Annotated in this window: 23 protein-coding genes; 13 read left to right on the top strand and 10 right to left on the bottom strand. The window is 69.3% G+C overall.

Features of this window, described 5'->3' with window-relative positions; genetic code table 11:
• Positions 1 to 330 precede the first annotated feature (330 nt).
• From C1707_RS08865 to pth, 3 genes are all read left to right on the top strand, one after another.
• A complete protein-coding gene (locus tag C1707_RS08865; protein WP_101713953.1) occupies positions 331 to 1,452 on the top strand; it encodes a hypothetical protein in 1,122 nt (373 codons plus the stop codon).
• Positions 1,453 to 1,612: 160 nt separating this feature from the next.
• The gene (locus C1707_RS08860; protein ID WP_101713952.1) at positions 1,613 to 2,212 is read left to right on the top strand and encodes a 50S ribosomal protein L25/general stress protein Ctc; all 600 of its coding nucleotides are present in this window, start codon (positions 1,613 to 1,615) and stop codon (positions 2,210 to 2,212) included.
• A gap of 119 nt (positions 2,213 to 2,331) precedes the next feature.
• Entirely contained in the window at positions 2,332 to 2,946 is a 615-nt protein-coding gene (pth, locus tag C1707_RS08855) for an aminoacyl-tRNA hydrolase (protein WP_101713951.1), read from the top strand.
• A 22-nt stretch (positions 2,947 to 2,968) separates the two neighbouring features.
• Here pth and C1707_RS08850 read toward each other — a convergent pair whose 3' ends face one another.
• Both C1707_RS08850 and C1707_RS08845 read right to left on the bottom strand, forming a co-directional pair.
• Entirely contained in the window at positions 2,969 to 4,666 is a 1,698-nt protein-coding gene (locus tag C1707_RS08850; protein ID WP_101713950.1) for a glycoside hydrolase family 9 protein, read from the bottom strand.
• Between the two features lie 103 nt (positions 4,667 to 4,769).
• Entirely contained in the window at positions 4,770 to 7,688 is a 2,919-nt protein-coding gene (locus C1707_RS08845; RefSeq protein ID WP_101713949.1) for a TonB-dependent receptor, read from the bottom strand.
• Between the two features lie 282 nt (positions 7,689 to 7,970).
• On the opposite strand from C1707_RS08845, the gene C1707_RS08840 reads away from it, so the two are divergent.
• Positions 7,971 to 8,711, top strand: a complete 741-nt coding sequence (locus C1707_RS08840) for a tetratricopeptide repeat protein (RefSeq protein WP_101713948.1) — start codon at positions 7,971 to 7,973, stop codon at positions 8,709 to 8,711.
• 176 nt (positions 8,712 to 8,887) lie between these two features.
• Here the strand turns inward: C1707_RS08840 and C1707_RS08835 are convergent, their stop codons facing one another.
• The 3 genes from C1707_RS08835 to rpsU all read right to left on the bottom strand — a co-directional run bounded on the left by C1707_RS08835 (position 8,888) and on the right by rpsU (position 10,286).
• Positions 8,888 to 9,685, bottom strand: coding sequence for a DUF72 domain-containing protein (locus tag C1707_RS08835; protein WP_101713947.1), 798 nt, complete (start codon positions 9,683 to 9,685; stop codon positions 8,888 to 8,890).
• Entirely contained in the window at positions 9,682 to 9,879 is a 198-nt protein-coding gene (locus tag C1707_RS26070) for a hypothetical protein (protein ID WP_164467312.1), read from the bottom strand. Before C1707_RS26070 ends, C1707_RS08835 begins: the two co-directional genes overlap by 4 nt.
• 173 nt (positions 9,880 to 10,052) lie before the next feature.
• Positions 10,053 to 10,286, bottom strand: a complete 234-nt coding sequence (gene rpsU, locus C1707_RS08830) for a 30S ribosomal protein S21 (protein ID WP_081612876.1) — start codon at positions 10,284 to 10,286, stop codon at positions 10,053 to 10,055.
• A 182-nt stretch (positions 10,287 to 10,468) separates the two neighbouring features.
• On the opposite strand from rpsU, the gene C1707_RS08825 reads away from it, so the two are divergent.
• On the top strand, positions 10,469 to 11,128 hold the full coding sequence (locus tag C1707_RS08825) for a COQ9 family protein (RefSeq protein ID WP_101713946.1): 660 nt from the start codon (positions 10,469 to 10,471) through the stop codon (positions 11,126 to 11,128).
• 207 nt (positions 11,129 to 11,335) lie between these two features.
• On the opposite strand, the gene C1707_RS08815 is transcribed toward C1707_RS08825, so the two are convergent.
• The 3 genes from C1707_RS08815 to purE are packed head-to-tail and all read right to left on the bottom strand — an operon-like array spanning position 11,336 to position 13,630.
• Positions 11,336 to 12,037, bottom strand: coding sequence for an aspartate/glutamate racemase family protein (locus tag C1707_RS08815; RefSeq protein ID WP_101713944.1), 702 nt, complete (start codon positions 12,035 to 12,037; stop codon positions 11,336 to 11,338).
• Positions 12,038 to 12,039: 2 nt separating this feature from the next.
• Complete coding sequence (locus C1707_RS08810) at positions 12,040 to 13,134, bottom strand: 5-(carboxyamino)imidazole ribonucleotide synthase (RefSeq protein WP_101713943.1); 1,095 nt, start codon at positions 13,132 to 13,134, stop codon at positions 12,040 to 12,042.
• A 4-nt stretch (positions 13,135 to 13,138) separates the two neighbouring features.
• Positions 13,139 to 13,630: a 5-(carboxyamino)imidazole ribonucleotide mutase gene (gene purE, locus C1707_RS08805; protein WP_101713942.1), complete on the bottom strand. Its 492-nt coding sequence runs from the start codon at positions 13,628 to 13,630 to the stop codon at positions 13,139 to 13,141.
• 250 nt (positions 13,631 to 13,880) lie between these two features.
• Between purE and C1707_RS08800 the strand changes: the two genes are divergently transcribed.
• Positions 13,881 to 14,606, top strand: coding sequence for a GGDEF domain-containing protein (locus tag C1707_RS08800; protein WP_101713941.1), 726 nt, complete (start codon positions 13,881 to 13,883; stop codon positions 14,604 to 14,606).
• A 141-nt stretch (positions 14,607 to 14,747) separates the two neighbouring features.
• Positions 14,748 to 15,203 (top strand): chemotaxis protein CheW, encoded by a 456-nt coding sequence (locus C1707_RS08795; protein ID WP_164467484.1) that lies wholly within the window; start codon positions 14,748 to 14,750, stop codon positions 15,201 to 15,203.
• A gap of 148 nt (positions 15,204 to 15,351) precedes the next feature.
• Here C1707_RS08795 and C1707_RS08790 read toward each other — a convergent pair whose 3' ends face one another.
• Positions 15,352 to 16,647 carry a lytic murein transglycosylase gene (locus C1707_RS08790; protein ID WP_101713939.1) on the bottom strand — a complete coding sequence of 432 codons (1,296 nt, stop codon included), beginning with the start codon at positions 16,645 to 16,647 and terminating at the stop codon, positions 15,352 to 15,354.
• A gap of 141 nt (positions 16,648 to 16,788) precedes the next feature.
• On the opposite strand from C1707_RS08790, the gene C1707_RS08785 reads away from it, so the two are divergent.
• From C1707_RS08785 to C1707_RS08770, 4 genes are all read left to right on the top strand, one after another.
• Positions 16,789 to 17,184 carry a DUF805 domain-containing protein gene (locus tag C1707_RS08785; RefSeq protein ID WP_164467311.1) on the top strand — a complete coding sequence of 132 codons (396 nt, stop codon included), beginning with the start codon at positions 16,789 to 16,791 and terminating at the stop codon, positions 17,182 to 17,184.
• Between the two features lie 151 nt (positions 17,185 to 17,335).
• Positions 17,336 to 17,461: a type B 50S ribosomal protein L36 gene (gene ykgO / locus C1707_RS08780; RefSeq protein WP_004616427.1), complete on the top strand. Its 126-nt coding sequence runs from the start codon at positions 17,336 to 17,338 to the stop codon at positions 17,459 to 17,461.
• A gap of 234 nt (positions 17,462 to 17,695) precedes the next feature.
• Positions 17,696 to 17,965 (top strand): nucleoid-associated protein GapR, encoded by a 270-nt coding sequence (gene gapR / locus C1707_RS08775; protein WP_058348015.1) that lies wholly within the window; start codon positions 17,696 to 17,698, stop codon positions 17,963 to 17,965.
• Between the two features lie 184 nt (positions 17,966 to 18,149).
• Complete coding sequence (locus C1707_RS08770; RefSeq protein ID WP_101713937.1) at positions 18,150 to 18,503, top strand: hypothetical protein; 354 nt, start codon at positions 18,150 to 18,152, stop codon at positions 18,501 to 18,503.
• Positions 18,504 to 18,690: 187 nt separating this feature from the next.
• On the opposite strand, the gene C1707_RS08765 is transcribed toward C1707_RS08770, so the two are convergent.
• Positions 18,691 to 19,161 carry an SRPBCC domain-containing protein gene (locus tag C1707_RS08765; protein WP_101713936.1) on the bottom strand — a complete coding sequence of 157 codons (471 nt, stop codon included), beginning with the start codon at positions 19,159 to 19,161 and terminating at the stop codon, positions 18,691 to 18,693.
• A 50-nt stretch (positions 19,162 to 19,211) separates the two neighbouring features.
• Between C1707_RS08765 and C1707_RS08760 the strand changes: the two genes are divergently transcribed.
• Together C1707_RS08760 and C1707_RS08755 are read left to right on the top strand one after the other, a co-directional pair.
• Positions 19,212 to 19,541, top strand: coding sequence for an ArsR/SmtB family transcription factor (locus C1707_RS08760; RefSeq protein ID WP_101713935.1), 330 nt, complete (start codon positions 19,212 to 19,214; stop codon positions 19,539 to 19,541).
• Positions 19,542 to 19,608: 67 nt separating this feature from the next.
• The gene (locus C1707_RS08755; protein ID WP_101713934.1) at positions 19,609 to 20,097 is read left to right on the top strand and encodes a hypothetical protein; all 489 of its coding nucleotides are present in this window, start codon (positions 19,609 to 19,611) and stop codon (positions 20,095 to 20,097) included.
• Positions 20,098 to 20,106: the final 9 nt, after the last annotated feature.

The following is a 20,106-nucleotide window of genomic DNA, read 5'->3' as shown; positions in this document are numbered from 1 at the left end:
TTCCTCCACCGTAAAATCCCCGCGAAAGCGGGGACCCAGGTGTTTTGTCGTCGAGCGCCCTCGCGTTCCGGAAAAAGCCTAGGCCCCCGCTTTCGCGGGGGTTTTGCGGTTATGAGGGCCATTCTCGCGAAGGCCCCGCCGTTAACACCCGCGAGCGCCTCGCCACATAGGCGCCACATTTTCCGTCGGCGAAATATCCAACGGAATCCGCGCTCTCGCGGAAATCGCGACATAGTCCCGCTTGTCAAAGTCTGGTTAACGGACTGACTGTCACAATGTCGCCCGTCGGCGATGTTAAGCCGGCTCCAGTCATACGGGGAAGTCGTCAGCATGTTTCTCAACCTGCGTCCGCGCGCCGCTATCACGGCCGTCGCGCTCGCCGCGGCCTCGATCCTGGCCAGCTGCTCCACCCCGCCCGCCGCGCCGCCCCCGCCCGTGGTCAAGGCCCCGCCGCCCCCGCCGCCCATCACCCTGTCGAGCAAGGTGGTCGAGCGCGCCAGCGCCTTCCGCGGCTACATGCAGCGCGCCGGGGCGATCGACGCCAACTTCCAGAACGGCGACCAGATCCAGGCCTCGCTGAAGGTCGGCGTCGGCTACGAGCAGAAGCATTTCCTCAGCGGCGCCATGTCGTACGGCGCGGTGCTGGCCCTGCAGGACCCGACCTTCGTCTCGTCGGTGCGCGCCTTCGCCGCCGATCCGGCCCAGCGCCAGCAGGTGATCGCCGCGCTGACCGCCGATCCGGCCTATGCGGTGGGCTTCAAGGGCAGCGACACCGCCGCCGCCCGCATCATCGACACCCTCGGCGCCGACGGCCTCAAGGTCTACCAGGCCGGCAAGAAGGTGAAGCAGGCCGCCTACGACGTGCAGCGCGTGGCCTGGTCCAAGGGCTTCGTCACCGAGCGCGACGCGCGCCTGGCCTACGCCAAGAGCGCCTCGGCGACCCCGGCCCTGGCCGACACCGCCGACGTCGCCCAGCTGCAGCAGGCCGCCCTGACCACCGTCGCGGCCCCGCCGGCCCCGCCCCCCGCGCCGGCCGCCAGCATCGACGCCGCGCTGGACACGACCGCCGCCCCGGCCGGCCCGCGCTCGGCCCCGCCGCCCTACCGCCCGCTGGTCATCCGCAGCCTGGCCGTGGCCGCCCTGGCCGCCCTGGGCGCGGCCGGCGACGACAACCTGCCGACCATCGACGCCATCATGGCCGAACCCAGCAGCGCCTCGTGCCTGAACATGGCCAAGCTGAACCTCTATCAGTGCCTGGCCGTCTCCAAGCCGCACTACGAGGACATCTTCTGCCTGGGCCAGCACGTCATGATCGACACCGGCGCCTGCGTCATCAAGGCCTCGGGCGCCCCGATGCCGTACGAGCCCCCGCCGCCCCCGCCGCCGGAAAAGCCGACCGCCAAGAAGAAGACGACCGCCAAGCCCGCGGCCGTGAAGAAGAAGAAAGCCTGACCCAGCCTTCCCCGGCTGACAGCGAGAGGGCCGCCGGATTGCACCGGCGGCCCTCTTCGTGTATTGGGCGCCCTCCTGAAAACGTCGACCGAGCGGGGCAATCCGGTCCTGTGCGGCGATTTCGCATTCCGAGGGCATGGGCCCTCAAGAGAGAACAGACATGGCCGAGATCATCCTGAAAGTCGAAATCCGTGAACGCGCCGGCACCGGCGGCGCTCGCGAAACCCGCCGCGCCGGCCTGGTCCCGGGCGTCCTGTACGGCGGCGACAAGGACCCCGTGAACGTCGCGGTGAAGTCCAACGAATTCCGCAAGGCCCTCTACACCGGCAAGCTGCTCGGCCACCTGGTCACGCTGCAGCACGGCGAGGACAAGCAATCGGTCATCGCCAAGTCGATCCAGTTCCACCCGGTCACGGACGAGCCGATCCACTTCGACCTGTACCGCGTCAGCGAGCACCAGCTGATCAAGATCGAAGTTCCGGTTCACTTCAAGAACCACGAAACCTCGATCGGCCTGAAGAAGGGCGGCTCGCTGGAAGTCATCCGTCACACCGTCGAGCTGGCCTGCCCGGCCGACCAGATCCCGGAAGAGCTGGTCATCGACCTGGCCTCGCACGACCTGGGCGACACCATCCGCATCTCGGAAGTGAAGCTGCCGGAAGGCGTGAAGCCGGCCGTCGAGCGCGACTTCGTGATCGCGACCCTGAAGGCCTCGGCCTCGGCCCAGTCGGACGCCGGCGACACCACCGTCGAAGGCTAATCCGCTCGGTCGGATTTCCGATCCGGTTTGATGAGGGCGGGCTTTCGGGCCCGCCCTTTTTCATTTGAGGCCGAGCCTCGAAGGACGCACGGCCTAGCCGCGCCAACAAGGGACCGCCCATGCTGATCCTCGCCGGCCTCGGCAATCCCGAAGCCAAATACGAGAAGAACCGCCACAACGTCGGCTTCATGGCCGTGGACGCCATCGCGCGGAAGTGGGGCACGGCGCCCTGGCGCGCGCGCTTCCAGGGCCTGGCCTGCGAGGGCCAGGTCGACACCCCGGACGGCCCGGTCAAGCTGCTGCTGCTCAAGCCCAAGACCTACTACAACGAAGCCGGCCGCGCCGTGGGCGAGGCGATGAAGTTCTTCAAGCTGTCGCCCGCCGACGTCATCGTCTTCCACGACGAGATCGACATGGCGCCGGGCCGCTTCCGGATGAAGGCCGGCGGCGGGGCGGCGGGCAACAACGGCATCCGCTCGGTGACCAGCCAGATCGGCGACGCCTTCCGTCGCGGCCGCATCGGCGTGGGCCATCCCGGCGACAAGGCCATGGTCATGCACTACGTGCTGGGCGACTTCCACAAGGTCGAGCACCAGTGGCTGGACCCGCTGCTGGACGCGGTGACCGACGCCCTGCCCTTCGCCGCCGCCGGCGACGACGAGCGCTACCAGGCCGAGGTGCTGCGCCTGGCCCCCTCCCCCAAGGCCGACCCGAAGAAGCCGCGCGGGGAGTAGTTCCCGCGCCTCGCGGGCGGCCTCACCAGCCCAGCAGGCCCGCGGCCAGCAGCAGCGCCGCGTTCTCGCTGGTCTGGCCTTCGTTCGAGGCCCAGGAGCCGTCGTTCTCGCAGGCGTCGACGAAGCACTTGGCCGGGGGCGTCCCCGCGTCGATCAGGGCCTTCAGTCGCGGATCGGCGCCGGGCGCGCCGCCGTTGGGGCCGCCGCTGGCCCAGCCCGGGATGACGAGGCCCCAGACCCGGCAGGTCCAGTGATAGGGCCGGCGCGTGGCGCGCTCGCCATGGCCAGTGACGAAGGAATGGCCCAGGGCGTTGCAGCCGAGCACGTAGTCCAGCAGGCGCTGGGCCGTGTCGCGGCCGGACGCCTCGCCCAGTTCGGCGGCGAACAGGCAGATGACGGCGGTGTTGAGCGCCACCTCCACCGAGCCCCAGCTGTAGGCCTGGGGCAGCACCGAGAAGCCATAGGGGTCCTCCCGCACGTGGAGCGCGGCGGCCTTGGCCGTCTCGACGATCGTCGCGCGCGCCCTCGCGGCCGGCTCGCCCGATCCACGCGCCAGGCTCATGGCGCCCAGCACCTGGGGCGAGGGCCAGAAGAACGGAAAGACGCCCGTGGCCCGAAGCTGCGCGGACGCCCGGACGCCCAGGGCGGCGTCGCCCGTGGCCGCCGCCATCTCGCAGGTCGCCCACAGGATCTCCTGGCGCGGATCGGGGTCGGTGTAGTTGACGTCGTCGCGCATGACCTTGGGATGGGCCTCCAGCCAGGACCACGCGCGCTGGGCGGCGGCCCGGCAACGCACGGCGAAGGCGTGGTCCAGCCCGTCGAAGACCCGGGCGGCCTGCATCGTCGCGCCGACGAACACGCCCGCGTCCAGGCTTCCGCCCAGCTGGACCACGCGCGGGTGAGGATCGCCCTCGGGCGGCTGGCCCCAGGCGTAGACGTTGGGTCCGGAGTCGACCTTGTGCAGCACCGAGCCGTCCGGGTTCTGCATCCGCAGCAGCCATTCCAGGCCCCAGCGCGCCTGCTGCAACAGGTCGGGCAGCCCCGGATAGAGCGCCGGCATCCCCAGCTCCAGGGCCTTGCTCTGGCGAGGGCGCAGCTCGTGCAGCCACATCATCTGGCTGACGCTGATCGCCGCCATGTGGGTCCACTTGCCGTAGTCGCCGGCGTTGTACCAACCCCCGCTCAGGTCGCGGGCCTGGCCGTCGACCATCAGGGCGGCCTCGTCGCGATGGCCGGCCGCGTGACCCAGGCCGGTCACCGGATCGTCGATCGCCACGCTCGCGCGGATCAGGAAGAAGGCGCGGGCGGCGTCGCGGACCAGCGGCCCGTACAGCCCCTCGGCCACGCCGAAGGGGGCCGAGACCCGGTCGCCGACCTTGACGCGGTAGCGGCCGGGCGTGGTCAGGGCCGAGAAGTCGCCTGTCCGGGCATGCTCGCCGGCGGTGACCGTCAGGTCGTGGACTGTCTCGCCCAGTTCGCCGGTGAACACCGGCTTGCCCAGCAGGGTCTCGACCGTGAAGGCCCGCGCGGTCTCGCCGGGCGCGACGGCCAGGACGAACCGCTTGGGCGAGCCTGGCCGGTATCCGACCTGGTTCAGTTGCGGGGGCGGCGCCGAGAGCGCCGGAGCGGCCGTGACCGCGCCCGCCCTGGCCGTCGCCAGAAGGCCGAGGGCGCAGCCTGCGGCCTGGCGACGGGTGATCCCCTTGCGAGCGTTCGACATGCGGCCCCCGGAACTGCCTGCTGGCGCACGGAGACAATCACCGGTGGAGCGCCGGCGCAATGATGCAAGAGGGGCGAGCGCAGGCGCTCGCCCCCGCCTGATCCTAGAACCGGTACTGCAGGCCGAGGTTAAACTGCCGGCCGGTGTGGGTATAGACGAAGGTGCTGTCGCGGTCGGAGTCGATGTACTGCCGGTTGAAGCGGTCGAAGATGTTCAGACCCTCCAGCGACAGCTTCAGCCGGTCGTTGATCTGGTACGAGGCGGCCATGTCGAAGGTCAGGTTGGCGTCGTAGCCCTCGACGTCCTGCAGCGGGTTGTTGGCCGGCAGGGCGACGATCGACTTGTCGCGATACGAGGCCGAGACACGGGCGCTGAACTTGGCGTCCTCGTAGTAGAGCGTGGCGTTGTAGGCGTTCTTGGACAGGCCCACGAGGTCGTTGGTGGTCACCCCGCCGGCCGCCAGGAAGTAGTCGATCTGGGAGTCGACATAGGTGTAGTTCACCAGCGCGCCGGTGTGGCGCAGGAAGCCCGGCAGGAAGGTGAAGGTCTGCTGGTAGTTGATCTCGAAGCCCTTCAGCGGGCCGCCGGGCGTATTGACCGGGCGGGTGACCGTGATCGGGGTGTTGTCGGGATCCACGCCCGAGGTCCCGATCAGCGACAGCGGCAGGCCGGTCTCGCGGAAGGTCATCTGCTGGGACTGGTTCTGCACGTAGGTGGCGATGTCCTTGTAGAACACGCCCACGCCCAGCACCGAGCCCGGCGCGAAGTACCATTCGGCGCCCAGGTCCACCGTCGTGGCGCGGATCGGGTCGAGCTCGGGATTGCCCGAGGCGATCGACGGCGTGCCGGTCAGGTTCAGGCTGCCGCCGGGGGTCAGGAAGCCCAGGTCGGGACGCGAGACCACCTTGGCCGCCGAGAAGCGCACCACCAGGTCGTCGCGCAGGTCGACGGCGAAGTTCAGCGACGGCAGAACGTCGTGATAGCTGTTCTCGGCGGTCACCTGCTGGGGCGTGGCGCCGATCTGGTAGCCGCGCGACGCCAGGTCGGTCTGGGCGATGCGGAAACCGACGTCGCCGCGCACGGGCAGACCGCCGATCTCGGTGCGCAGGTCGGCCTGCAGATAGGCCGAGGTGACCTTCTCCTCCACCCGGCGGATGCCGCCGTAGTTGGGGATCAGGGCGTACATGCCGCTGTCGCTGTAGAGGTTCTGGCTGGAGACGAACTTGTCGTAGTCGATCGTCGCCCAGCTCGACGGGAAGACGCCGCTCTTGATGCCGTTGCCGCCGAAGCCATCGACGACCTTGGTCACCGCCTGCAGCTGCGCCGTGGTCAGGATGGGAACCAGGAAGTTGTTGGACCGCTGGCGGGCCGAGGTGTCGAACGAGAACTCGTGGTGGTGGGCGCCGACCTTGATCGTCAGGTCCTCGTCCGCCCGCCAGGCGAGGTTGAACTCGGCGGTCTTGTAGATGTTGGTGGTGAAGATCTGCGACAGGCGCACTTCGGCGTTCGGCGCGGCGAAGCTGTACTGGCTGGCGTCGGCGACGTCGAAGCCATGGGTGATCTTCGGCTGATCGCGATCGTCGCGGAAGTCGATCGTCATGCTCGTGTTGGGACGCTGGAACATGATCGTCGTGGTGATCGGCTGGTCGTAATCCGACTTCGAATAGCCCAGCAGGCCCGAGATCGTGATGTTGTCGGTCAGCTCGTGCTTTCCGTTCAGCGTGTATTGCTGGAAGACGTTCTGGAACTCGTCGTGCTGGGTGTCGGAGCGCACGTCCACGCCGTCGAAGCGGGCGTAGTCGACGTCGTAGACCTTCTGGCCGAAGTTGACGCCAGCGGTGTGGCTGGTGCCGGCCTCGCGCAGGATCAGCTCGCGGATGGCCGTCTGGGGTTTGCCGTTCTGGCTGATGGCGCGGGCGAACGAGAAGCCCTCCAGCCAGTTCTCCTCGCGCACCACGTCATAGTTCGAATAGAGCGCGTTAAAGCCGATCGAGGTGCGGTCGCTGGGCTTCCACTGCAGGGCCAGGGTGGCGCCGGTGCGCTCCTGATCGTGATGGAAGCGGCCGTAGCGCGGCAGGCGCGGGAAGAACACCGTCGAGCGGTTGCCCAGGTCGAACAGCGTGTCGTTGGCGGCCGGGCGCGGCACGCCGGTGGCGCAGTTGGCCGCATCGGTGCCGTTGGCGGCGTTGAAGGCGGGGTTCGGCACAGGGCGCCCCACGGGCGTACAGAAGCCGCCGTCGACCGTGGCCGGATTCCAGCCGCCCGACCCCCACTGGTCCTCGAGGAACTTGCGCTTGCTCCAGGCCAGCGAGGCCTGAGCCCCGAACTCGCCCCAGGCGGTGTCCCAGCGGTCGCCGACCACGGCCGAGAACTTCTTGTCGGACTTCTCCGAAAGGTCGTTGTAGCCCAGCGATCCCCCCAGCACGAGGGTGCGGCCCTTCTGGTCGAGGGGCTGGGCGATATCCAGGTCGACAGTGGCGCCCAGCGATCCTTCGATCACCTCGGCCTGGGCGGTCTTGCGCACGGCGATGCCGCTGAACAGCTCCGAGGCGAAGGTGTTGAAGTCGAAGCCGCGGCCCAGGTTCGCGCCGCGGTCGCTGGTGGTGGCGCCGCTGGTGGCCTGGGCCTCCATGCCGCTGATGCGCACGCGGGTGAAGTTCGGCGGCAGGCCGCGCACGGTGATGGTGCGGCCCTCGCCGGCCACGCGGGTGATCGACACGCCCGGCACCCGCTGGATCGACTCGGCGAGGTTGGCGTCGGGGAAGTCGGCGATGTCCTCGGCCTTGATGGCGTCGACGACGCCCGAGGACTGGCGCTTGACGTTCAGAGCGCTCTTCAGGCTTTCGCGGAAGCCGGTGACGATCACCTCCTCCACGGCGTTCTCGGTGGTCTCGCCGGCCGGCGGAGGGGTTGTCTGGGCGCTCGCCGCACCGGCCGCCAGCGCGGCCGACATCAGGACCACCAGCGAACAGCCCGCCCGCAGGCTGCGGCCACGCGAACCATACAAGGACGACGACGACATAGGTCCCTCCTGACGGCGGCGCCTCGCTGGACCCGCCCTTATGTTTCCAACCCAAGCGCCGGTTTTCCCGGTCTGCTTATGTTCATCGGGAGACAATTCCCACATTGTGGATTGCGGTCTCGCAATATAACGACATTAGACAGACACAGACTTGACGCGCAAGAGGCGGCGTCGCGCGGGGCGCGTGGAAGGGGCGGTCAAACCTCGACCTTGCGGCGGCTGGGCGATTGACGCCCAGGCCTTCGGGCCACACATAGCCGGGACCTCCTGGAGACCCTTTCGATGATCCCCGCCCTCGGCCTGTCGCTGATCTTCTCGATCGCCCTCTGCGTCCACGTGGTGCGCTCGGGGCAGGCGATGTACTGGCTGTTCATCATCCTGGCCTTCCAGCCGCTGGGCGGGATCGTCTATCTGCTGGCCATCGTCGCGCCGGAGTTCCTGAGGGGCGGCAAGGCCCAGCAGATGAAGGCCGCCGCCCGCCAGGCGCTGGACCCGCAGCGCGAGTACCGCGAGGCCAGCCGCGACGCCGAGGACGCGCCGACCGTGACCAACCTGTCGCGCCTGGCCGCCGCCGCCACCGGTCTTGGCAAGCACGAGGAGGCCGAGCGCATCTACGCCCAGGCCCTGCAGGGCCATTACGCCGACGATCCGGCCCTGATGCTGGCGCGCGCCAACAGCCTGATCGAGCTTGGCCGCGCGGCGCAGGCCCTGCCGCTGCTGGAAGCGCTGGGCGAGCAGGGCGAGAAAAGCCGTACGCCGCAGACCGCTCTGGCGCTCGGCCGCGCCCAGGCAGCCCTGGGCCGCAACGAAGAGGCCGACGTCTCGCTGCGCTGGGCCGCCGCCCACCTGCCCGGCTTCGAGGGCATGGCCCGCTACGCCGTCTTCCTGGGCGAGACCGGCCGCAAGGCCGAGGCCCGCGAGGCCCTCGCCGAACTGGACAAGCGCCTGGCCAAGACGCACCCGCGCTTCCGCCGCGAGGCGCGTCCGTGGCGGGACTTGGCGGCGGCCGCGGCTGCGGGCTAGCTTTCAGGAACCTCCCCCCGTGGGGGAGGCGATCGCGCAGCGATCGGTGGGGGGAACTGGCGCGAACCTTCCAACGCCTCGAAAGCTGAAAACGTCCCCCCTCCGGCCCTTCGGGCCACCTCCCCCAGAGGGGGAGGATCTATTTCGCGGAGCGACCGAGGGGCCGCCGCGGGCGGCTACTTCACCTTCTCGATCAGCGCCATCGCCCCATGCGGCGCGTTGACCTTGCCCTCGTGGATGATGAAGGCGAAGACGTCGCGCTTGGCGGCCGCCGGGGCCGAGGCCTTGTCGATGCGCGGCAGGTCGCCGGGGCGCTCGCCGCGCGACCAGGTCTTCAGGCGGTCGGCCCAGGCGTCGAGCTCGGCCTCGGGATAGGCGGTGGCCACCGTGTCGGACCCCGTCTGCAGGCGGGCATAGACGAAGTCGGCGGCCTCGTCGGCGAACTCCGGATAGTCGAAGTGCTTGGCGTAGACGCCGGCCACGCCGTGCTCGCGCAGCAGCGCCGGGAAGGCCGGGGTCATGAAGGTGTCGTTGCGCACCTCGACGGCGTGGCGCAGGCGCAGCCCGTCCTTCTCCTTGGGCAGCAGGGCCAGGAACGCGCCGAAATCGGCCTCGTCGAACTTCTTGGTCGGCATGAACTGCCAGAGGATGGGGCCCAGCTTCTCGCCAAGCTCCGTCAAGCCCTGGTCGAGGAACTTGCCGACCGACTCGCCCCCCTCGGCCAGCACCTTGCGATTGGTGGTGAAGCGCGAGGCCTTCACCGCGAACACGAAGTCGTCGGGCGTCTCGTCGCGCCACTTGCGCCAGCTGTCGGGCTTGAAGCTGGAATAGTAGGTGCCGTTGATCTCGATCGCCGTCAGCTGGCGGCTGGCATAGGCCAGCTCCTCCTTCTGCTTCAGGTCGGAGGGATAGAAGTGGCCGCGCCACGGCTCGAAGGTCCAGCCGCCGATGCCGATGCGAATCCGTCCAGTCATGGCGCTGCGGCCTTTCTCTTCTTGTAGGCGTCGATTTCAGCCTGGTCGTGGGAGCACCGGCCCTGGTCGTGGATATAGACCCCGCCGCCGTCCAGGCAGACGTCGACGTCGAGCCAGCGGTCGACCTTTGGCCAGACGAGGACGCCGACGAGACCCGTCGCGCAGAGCATTCCCAGAAGCCAGGCTCGCCGCACGTGCGTTCCCCTCTTGTTCCAGAGGCGAACCTAGGCGAGGTCCGCCGGTCCGTCGAGAGGACTTTCCGTGCAGACGGCAAAACAAAACCCGCGCCGGTCGCCCGGCGCGGGTTTCGTCTGTTTTCGGGTGCGTTGAACGCGGAGGCGCGAAGATCCGCGCCTCGACGGCGCTCTTAACGCGAAGCCTTCTTCGGCATCGGCAGCAGGCCTTCGCGCTGAGCGCGCTTGCGGGCCAGCTTGCGGGCGCGACGGACGGCTTCGGCCTTTTGACGGGCGCGCTTTTCCGAGGGCTTTTCGTAGTGGACGTGGCGCTTCATCTCGCGGAACGAGCCTTCGCGCTGCATCTTCTTCTTGAGGGCCTTCAGGGCTTGATCGACGTTGTTGTCGCGGACGAAAATCTGGACCAGGGGTGACTCTCCATTCGACGGCCCGACCAATTTCCCAAGTCCCTCTTGAGGGGCCGGGCGGGCGAATAAAAACCTTACGCCCTGGAAGGGGTGCTTCCGGGCGACGAGGGGCGGCAGATAGCAGAGCGAAGGGCGCGTGTCCATGCGCGACGAGCGCTAAACACCGGTGTAGACTCGGATTCATGAGCCAGACCGCCGCCGAAGCAACGCAGGATTGGGCCGACAAGGCCGAACAACGGGTTCTGGACGAGGCCCTGCGGCTGGCGCCGCGCCTCGGCTGGAACGCCAGCCTGGTCCGCGCCGCCGCCGCCGCGGCCCAGCTGTCGCCCGGGGAAACCGATCTTCTGCTGCCGCAAGGGCCGCGCGACCTGGCCGCCATCCTGGCCCGCCGCCACGACGCCAAGGCGATGGAGTCGCTGGCCAGGCTGGATCCGGCGGCCCTGAAGATCCGTCAGAAGATCCGCGAGGGCGTGATCGCCCGCATCGACGCGGCCGCCCACGACAGCCAGGCCGTGCGACGCTGGGCCGCGTTCCTGGCCTTCCCGACGAACGTGCCGCTGGCGCTGTCTCTATTGTGGGAGAGCGCCGACCAGCTGTGGCGCTGGGCCGGCGACGTGGCCACCGACGAGAACCACTATTCCAAACGCGCGATCCTGTCGGGGATCCTGGTCTCGACCCTGGCGGTCGACCTGGCCTCGGGCCGCGAGTCGGCTCTCAAGCACCTGGACGCCCGCATCGACGGCGTGATGGCCTTCGAGAAGTGGAAGGCGGGGGTCAAGGCGCCGAACCTGGCGGCGGAGTTCCTGAGCGCGCTGGCGAAGATGCGGTACGCGCGCAGCTGAGAGATCCTCTCCCTGTGGGAGAGGTGTCGCCGAAGGCGACGGAGAGGGGCGTGGCTGTATAGTCGGCCGACGCCTCGAAAGCTGAAAACGTCCCCCCTCCGGCCCTTCGGGCCACCTCCCCCAGAGGGGGAGGATCTAAGGGCGCCGCGCCAGAAAGATGCTCCCCCTCTGGCGGAGCTATCGCGGAGCGACTGAGGGGGTCCTCCCCTAGCCCAGCGCCCTATCCGCCGCCGCGAGCGCGTGCAGGGTCGTGGTGTCGAACACCGGCACGGGGCTGTCGTCCTGCCCGATCAGCAGCATGATCTCGGTGCAGCCCAGGATGATCCCCTGCGCGCCGGCGGCGGCCAGGCGGGCGATGACGTCGCGGTAGGCCTGGCGGGACTCCTCGCGCACCACGCCCGCCACCAGCTCTTCGTAGATCACGCGGTGAACCAGGGCGCGGTCGCCGGCGTCCGGGACCAGCACCTCCAGCCCGAACCGCTCCTCCAGCCGCCCGCGATAGAAGGCGTGCTCCATGGTGAAGGCCGTGCCCAGCAGGCCCACCTTGCGCAGTCCGGCGGCCTGGATCGCCGCGCCGGTGGGATCGGCGATGTGCAGCAGCGGCAGGTCGACGGCCGCCTGCAGCTCGCCGGCCAGGCGATGCATGGTGTTGGTGCACAGCACGAGGAAATCGGCCCCTGCCCGCTCCAGCGCCTTGCCGGCCTGCGCCAGGCGGTCAGCCAGTTCGTCCCAGCGGCCGGCGTGCTGCAGGGCCTCGATTTCGGAAAAGTCGAACGACCACATCAGGCATTGCGCCGACGCGGTCGGGCCGCGCCGTTCGCGCACCGCCTCATTGATCAGCCGATAGTAATGCGCCGAGCTTTCCCAGCTCATGCCGCCGATCAAGCCGATGGCAGCCTGACCGCCCACGCTCAGCCCTCCAGCGGCCGCAGGCGGTTGACGTGGCCCATCTTGCGGCCGGGGCGGGCCTCGCCCTTGCCGTAGAGGTGGATGCGGGTCTCGGGCTCGGCGGCCAGCTTCTTCCAGGCGTCGACCTCGGGGCCCAGCAGGTTGGTCATCTCGACCCGGGCCAGGGCGGCGGTGGGGCCCAGCGGCCAGCCGGCGACGGCGCGGATGTGCTGCTCGAACTGGTCGACCTCGCAGCCGTCCTGGGTCCAGTGGCCGGTGTTGTGGACGCGGGGGGCGAACTCGTTGACCAGCAGCTTGCCGCCGGCCAGCTCGAACAGCTCCACCCCGATCACGCCTACATAGTCGAGCGCGGTGAGGATCTTGGCGGCGATGGCCTCGGCCTGGTCGCGCTCGGCGGGCGCAGCCTTGGCCGGCGCGATCGTGCGGCGCAGGACGCCGCCCTCGTGGTGGTTGTCCGACAGCGGATAGCAGACGATCTCGCCGTTGCGGCCGCGCGCGGCGATCACCGACAGCTCGCGGCCGAAATCGGCCGGGGCCTCGAGGATGGCCGGCTGGCGGCCGATCTTCTCGAAGGCGGCGACGGCGTCGGCCGGACGCTGGATCCAGGCCTGGCCCTTGCCGTCATAGCCCTCGCGGCGGGTCTTCAAGAGGCTGGGCGCGCCGATCCTGGCGACGGCGGCCAGCAGGCTCTCCTCGTCGTCGACTGGGGCGAAGGCCACGGTGGGCACGCCGATCTCGGCCAGGAAGGTCTTTTCGACCACGCGGTCCTGGGCGGCGGCCAGGGCGGCCGCGCCCGGCGCGACCTCGCAGCCCAGGGCCGTCAGCTCGGCCACGGTGTCGGCCGGCACGTTCTCGAACTCGTAGGTGACGACGTGGCAGGCCTCGGCCAGGCGCTTAAGCGCCCAGCGGTCGTCATAGGCGCCGACGATCTGGCGGGCGGCGACGCGGCCGGCCGGGCTGTTCTCCTCGGGATCGAGGATCACCACGTCGAAGCCCAGGCGCGAGGCGGCCTGGGCCAGCATCCGGCCCAGTTGCCCGCCGCCGAGGATCCCGAGGGTGGAGCCGGGGGGCAGAGGAAGAGCCGGAGAGGCGGTCATGGTCTTAGTCCTCGACACTTTCGGCGACGCCGTCGGTCTGGGCCGCGCGCTGGGCGTCCAGGCGGCTGGCCAGGGCCGGGTCGGCCAGGGACAGGATCTGGGCGGCCAGCAGGCCGGCGTTCCTGGCGCCCGCCTCGCCGATGGCCAGGGTCGCCACGGGGATGCCGCCCGGCATCTGCACGATCGACAGCAGGGAATCGAGGCCGCTGAGGGCCTTGGACTGCACCGGCACGCCCAGCACGGGCAGCGGCGTCATCGAGGCGACCATGCCCGGAAGGTGCGCCGCGCCGCCGGCGCCGGCGATGATCACCTGATGGCCGGCCGCCTTGGCGCCGGTGGCGAATTCGACGAGGCGCTGGGGCGTGCGGTGGGCCGAGACGACCTTGGCCTCGTAGGCGACGCCCAGTTCGTCGAGGGCGTCGGCCGCCTTCTTCATCGTCGGCCAGTCGGAGCGGCTGCCCATGACGATGGCGACAGGCGGCGCGGACGTGGTCATCGCGTCTTCCTCGAACGATAGAGAGTATGCCAGGGCGCCTGGGGCGGCGCCTTGAATCGCGCGCCTTATAGCGGGTCGTCTCCCTGGGCCAAAGCCCGTTCTCGGACGTTTTCGACCGCCGTTCGGCCTGCGACGCCCCGCCCCTCCACCTGCGGCTTATTGGCGCCGGGTTACCACCGCCATTATCATGGTTAACGAGAAAACGCAGATTTCCTATTCAGCTTGACCAGAAGTGATTCGCCGCCCTCCGATGAAGATCTCAGGCGCCCGCACCGAAACCTTCTCCGCGATCCGCCGCCGGGCGCTCGCCGACGCCGCCGGCGTCTCGGCCGCGCCGCGCGGAAGCGTGCCCGTCGACAAGGCCGGGTTCCTGGGCCTGGAGCCCGCCGACCTGACGCCCAAGGTGCAGGCCGCCCTGCAGACCCTGATGTCGGAGGTCGAGGACCTGCGCACCGAGGTCTCGCGCCTGAAGTACCGTCTCAACGAGGCCGAGACCCTGGCCGACATGGACGTGCTGGCCCCGGTGCTGAACCGCCGCGCCTTCCTTAGAGAAGTGCGCCGCGTCTCGGCCTTCGCCCAGCGCTACGGCTCGCCGGCCAGCCTGGTGTTCTTCGACCTCGACAACTTCAAGGCCGTCAACGACCGCTTCGGCCACGCCGCCGGGGACTCGGCGCTGAAGGCCGTGGCCGAGCGCCTGCTGGCCAATGTGCGCGAGAGCGACATCGTCGGCCGCATGGGCGGCGACGAGTTCGCCGTGCTGCTGGTCCAGGCCGACAAGGCCACCGCCGAGATGAAGGGCGAGAGCCTGGCCTCGGCGATCCGCGGCGTGCCCGTGCAGTTCGGCGAATGGAGCGCGCCGCTGCACGTCTCGTTCGGCGTGCGCGAGATCGAGGCCGGCGCCGAGCCGGAAGTCTCGCTGGCCGAGGCCGACGCGGCGATGTTCCTCAAGAAGCGCACGCGGGTGAACGCGGGCTAGGCGCCAGGCGCCCGCGACAATCGGTCTCGCCCTCGAAAGCCCCGAGAAACTTCAGCATTAACCGTTGTTAAACGGCGCCCGGGCTCTTGTGGCGGGCGAGCGGAGACGTCCGCGCCAGCCTTCCAGACCCCCGGGGATTTCCTGATGACCGACCAAGCCGAACCGGCCCTCGAGCTGATCTCGTTCTGCATCGGCGAGCAGGAGTTCTGCATCGACGTGAAGACCGTCCGCGAGATCCGCGGCTGGACCCCGGCGACCCCGATCCCGCATGCGCCGGGCTTCCTCAAGGGCGTCATCAACCTGCGCGGCGCGATCATGCCGGTCATCGACCTGCGCAACCGCCTGGGCCTGGGCGTCACCATCCCCGAGACCCGCCACGTCATCGTCGTCGTCGAGTGCCACGACCGCCTGGCCGGCATCCTGGTCGACGCCGTGTCGGAAACCTTCACCATCACCCGCGACCACCTGCAGCCGGCCCCGGACATGGGCGCCGACGAACTGCGGTTCGTGCAGGCCATCCTGTCGGTCGACACCCGCCTGATCACCTACCTGCGCATGGACGACGTGTTCCCGCCGCAGGTCAGCCAGGCGGCTTAAACTAGATCCTCCCCCTGAAGGGGGAGGTGTCGGCGAAGCCGACGGAGGGGGCAGTCACTGCCCCGCCGTCGGCTTTTGCATGTTCGGAGGGAACGTCCCCCTCCGGCCCTCCGGGCCACCTCCCCCTTCAGGGGGAGGATCTTGCATCCTACGAAATCGCCGCCTGGGCCTTCAGCTTGCCCACCATGTCCGACGACAGGTAGCCGTCGGCCGGCAGCTGGCGGCTCTGTTGCCAGGCGCGCAGGGCCTTGCGGGTGCCCGCGCCGATGACGCCGTCGGCCGGGCCCGGATCGAAGCCCAGGCGCGCCAGGGCGATCTGGGCGGCCATGCGGTCGCCCAGCGACAGCGGCTGCTCCACCGGCCAGGACGCGACCAGCGGCCCGCCGCCGCCGAAGCGGTCGGCCAGCAGGCCGATGCCCAGGGCGTAGGAGGTGGAGTTGTTGTACTTGCGGATCGCGAAGTGGTTGGGCAGGGCCAGGAAGGCCGGACCAGCCGCGCCGGCGGGCAGGATCAGCCCGGCCGGAGACGCCGCGTCGGCGGCCGTCCAGGGCAGGCCGTCGGCCCGCTTCACGCCCTTGGCTTCCCACCACGAGGGAACCTCGCGCGGCCCTTCGGCCAGGCTGTAGTCGAAGCCGGCCGGCAGGATCACTTCCCTGGCCCAGCCCACGCCCGGCTTCCAGCCGCCCTTGGCCAGCAGGTTGGCGGCCGAGGCCAGGCTGTCGGCGTCGCTGCGCCAGATGTCGCGGCGGCCGTCGCCGTCGAAGTCGACCGCGGTCGACAGGTAGTTGGACGGCAGGAACTGGGTCTGGCCCATCGCCCCCGCCCACGAGCCCTTCAGCTGGTCGCGGGTGTCCTCGCCCGAGGCGATGATCTTCAGGGCGGCGATCAGCTCGCCCTCGGCCCAGGCGCGGCGGCGGCCGTCGGCGGCCAGGCTGGCCATCGAGCGGACCACGTCGAAGTCGCCCTGGATCTTGCCGAAGGCCGATTCCATCGCCCAGACGGCCAGCAGGATGTCGCGCGGCACGCCGTAGCGCTGCTCGACCGACGGCAGGAAGGCCAGCTGGTCGCGCTTGCCCCGGCCCACGGCCACGCGGTCGTCGCTGATCACGCCCTTGATGTAGTCGCCGACCGGCTTTGAGAACTCCGGCTGGCGGCCGTCCAGCGAGATGACCCGCGGGTTGGGCGTCAGGCCGTTGAGCTCGCGCTCGACCACGGCCTGGGGCACGCCGGCGGCCACGGCGCGCGGCTTGAAGTCGGCCAGCCAGGCGTTGAAGGCGGCGACCTGCCCCCCGGTCTCGACGGTCGCGGCCGGCGCCGGCGCGGCCGGAGCGGGCGTGGAGGCCACAGGCGGCGGCGCGACCGGGGTCGACGGGGCCAGCGGGGCGTTCGCGGTCGTGTCGGCGCAACCGGCCAGCAGCAGAACGAGGAATACGCGTCTATCCATTGAGGCAGGCTACCGGGGTTCGTGCGAAAGCTTCAATCACAAGGACGCCAGGACAAAGTGAGTTCCCGGTTCGCATCGCCTCTCCACAAGCTTTGCCCTAAGACGCTGGAACCAAATCAAAGTCGGGACGAGAGGTTCGACGTGCATCTTCTGAAGGCCCGCCTCAACCGCGCCAGCTACTGGGTGATCGTCGGGGTGGCGATCGCAGCGATGGTGGTCTCGGCGCTGGCGTTCAGGCGCCCGCTGCCGGCCGCCCTGGTGGTGATGCTGATCGCCGCCATCCCGCGCCTGCACGACCTTGGCCGCACCGGCTGGTGGGCCGGCGGGGTGTTCATCGCCCTGATGGCGCTGTTCTTCGGCGGTCAGTACGTGCTGCCGCCCCACGCCCTGCAGAACGCCCTGGGCGTGGCGGTGCTGGTGCTGCCGGGCCTGCTGGTCTGCCTGGGCGCCCTGCCCGGCCAGAAGGCCGACAACGCCTTCGGCGCAGCCCCGCCCAGGGGCCTGTCGTTCAAACCCGCGCCCCCGACGGAGGCTTGAGAGCAACACGGCGCGACGGCTGCGCGCAGCGGGGCCTTGGCCGATTGACTCTCGTGCTGGTCTTGCCTATACGCACGCCCTCCGAAACATCCGGATGTTCCGGCGAGCTCTAAGGCGCGCCCGAACCTCTCCGCTGACAACAGAGACGGTCATGAAGGTTCGCAGCTCGCTGAAGTCGCTGAAGGGTCGCCACCGCGACTGCAAGATGGTGCGTCGCAAGGGCGTCATCTACATCATCAACAAGACCGACCCGCGCTTCAAGGCCAAGCAAGGCTGATGACGCGCGCCCGGGGCCTCGCCCCGGAGCGTCCGCGACGTTGAAGCCGCGGCCCGCCGGCCGCGCTCCACGCGAAGGTTCTTCGAAAGAACCGGTCGATCTCGGCCGGTTCTTTTCGCATGTCCGGACCACAGGTTTTCAGGCCCGCGACGCTCGGAATCGGCTTTCCCTCGGCGGTCGTCCGCACTAGGTTCCGCGGCTCCGGTTTTCAGCCCCTTTTCGCGAGAGATCTCCATGGCCGACGACGCCATCCCGCACGCCGACGTTCTGAACTCCACCGCCCAGGGCCAGCTGAAGTCGATCATCGAGCGCGTCGAGCGCCTCGAGGTCGAGAAGGCCGAGATCATGGAGCAGATCAAGGAAGTCTACCTCGAGGCCAAGGGCAACGGCTTCGACGTCAAGGTGCTCAAGAAGGTGGTCCGCCTGCGCAAGACCGACCGCGCCAAGCGCCAGGAAGAGGACGCCATCCTCGACCTCTACCTCTCGGCCATCGGCGAGATCTGATTTCTCCGAGACCGCGCGTTTTCGAAGGCTCCCTTCCCTGGAAGGGGGCCTTTTTGATGCTAGGGCGCGTTAGGCGAAAGTGTGAGCGGTTTCGCCGGCTAACGCGCTCCAAGCGTTTGATTTAGAGCCTTTTTTGACGCCTCACATGATTCCATGTGAGGCTAAAAGGCTCTAAGGTCGGGCCATGCGCGCCAAGCCGCCTGATCGCAAGACCCCAGATCCGCGCGCCCAAGCCCGCAAGGCGGCCCTGAACGCCCTCAAGAAAGCCAGGCGGATGGCCGACAAGGGCGGGGTCGAGCTCTCCGACTGGGAGGGCGAATTCCTGGGCTCGGTGGCCCAGCGCATCGAGACCTATGGAAGAGCCTTCGGCGACCCGGAAAAGGGCGGCGCCGGCCAGGCCCTGTCGGTCAACCAGACCATCAAGCTCAAAGAGATCACCGCCAAGGCCAAGGGCGAGCGCAAGCCGATGAAACGCGGCAAGGGCTTCGCGCGGAAGGGGCGGCCGGAACCGACGGAAGAGGCCGAAGACGAGGGGTAGTCCCCTGCCCTCCCCCTTCTCCCGTCATTCCCGCCCTTGTGGCGGGACCCCCTCTGTAAGCCGCAAGGGCGATTGGGGCGGCGTGCTCAGCACGCCGCTGGCGCCTCACCTGCGAGCGGAAACAGAGGTTCCCGCCACAAGGGCGGGAATGACGGGAGGTTAGGGGTAGGACTTGTCGCAGCCCCCCCTAGAACGCCCCGCCTTCGCGCAGGTTGATGCCGTATTCCAGATAGGCCTTCATCGCGGCCATCATGTGCATCCAGCCGCCGGCGTTGCCGTGCGAGGCCTTCAGGCCCTCGGGGGTGTGCGGCCAGCCGGACTCGCTGATCCTGACCATGGTGTTCCCTTCGTCGAGCGCCGTGAAGGTCATCTCGACCCGGGTGTCGGGATCGCCGGCGACGGCCGAGCCCCATTCCAGCACGATGCGCTCGTGGGCGACCACCTCGCGCACCACCACCGGATAGCGCTCGTCGAACTCGGGAAATCGCCACAGCACCGTGGTTCCGGCGACCAGCGGGCCGCTGCCCTCGCGCAGGAAATAGCCGCTGAGCTTGTTCGGGTCGACGACGGCGTCGAACACCTGCGCGATCGGCTTGCGGATCTTCAGCTGCACCTGGAAGGCCAGCGGGGCTGTCTTGGAGTTGGCGTCGCTGGACATGGCGGTCCTCCCTTGGCGAACCCCGGCATCTAAGGTTATAATTCTATAACATGTCAAGCGCCGCCCAAGACGACCTGCTGTTCAAGGCCCTGGCCGATTCCCGGCGGCGGCAGATGCTGGACCTGATGAAGGCCGCCCCGCGCACCACCGGGGCGCTGTGCGAGCACTTCGCCGGGACGCTGGACCGCTGCACCGTCATGCAGCACCTGGGCGTGCTGGAGCAGGCCGGACTGATCGTGGTGCGGCGCGAGGGGCGCGTGCGCTGGAACCACCTCGACGCCGGCCCCTTCCAGGACATCCACGACCGCTGGATCGGCCCCTACGCCCTGGCCGCCGCCGACCTGCTGAACCGGCTCAGGCACGACCTGGAAGGCGCCTGACCGCCCCGATTGCCGAACGACGTTCGCCGGAATAGCCTCGCCGCCAACAATCGGGGAGGAACCGTCCATGGCTGTCGAACGCGGCGCGATGCGTCCCCTGCTGCTGGTCATCGCCGCGGCGACCCTGCTGGCCGGCACGCTGGACATCCTCGACGCCTTCACCTTCTGGGGCGTGACCAAGGCCGTGCCGCCGCAGCGGATCCTGCAGTCGATCGCCAGCGGCCTGCTGGGCAAGGCGGCCTTCCAGGGCGGAGCCCCGACGGCGGCTCTCGGCCTCTTCCTGCACTACTTCATCATGTCGGTGATGGCGGCGCTGTACGTGCTGGCCGCGCGCCGCCTGCCGGCGCTGGCCCGCCAGCCGCTGCTGATGGGCCTGGCCTATGGCGCGGCGACCTATGTGGTCATGAACTACGTGGTGCTGCCGCTCAGCGCGGTAGGCCCGGCCAGCGCCTTCGCCTGGCCGCGCTTCGTCAACAACCTGGGGGCCCACCTTATTCTGGTCGGCGTACCGATCGCCCTGGTCGCCCGCTGGGGCCAGGGCAAGACCGCCGCATAGCGCGCCCTG

The sequence above is a fragment of the Caulobacter flavus genome (assembly GCF_003722335.1).
Lineage (GTDB): Bacteria > Pseudomonadota > Alphaproteobacteria > Caulobacterales > Caulobacteraceae > Caulobacter > Caulobacter flavus.
This window is presented reverse-complemented; position numbering and strand designations above follow the sequence as displayed.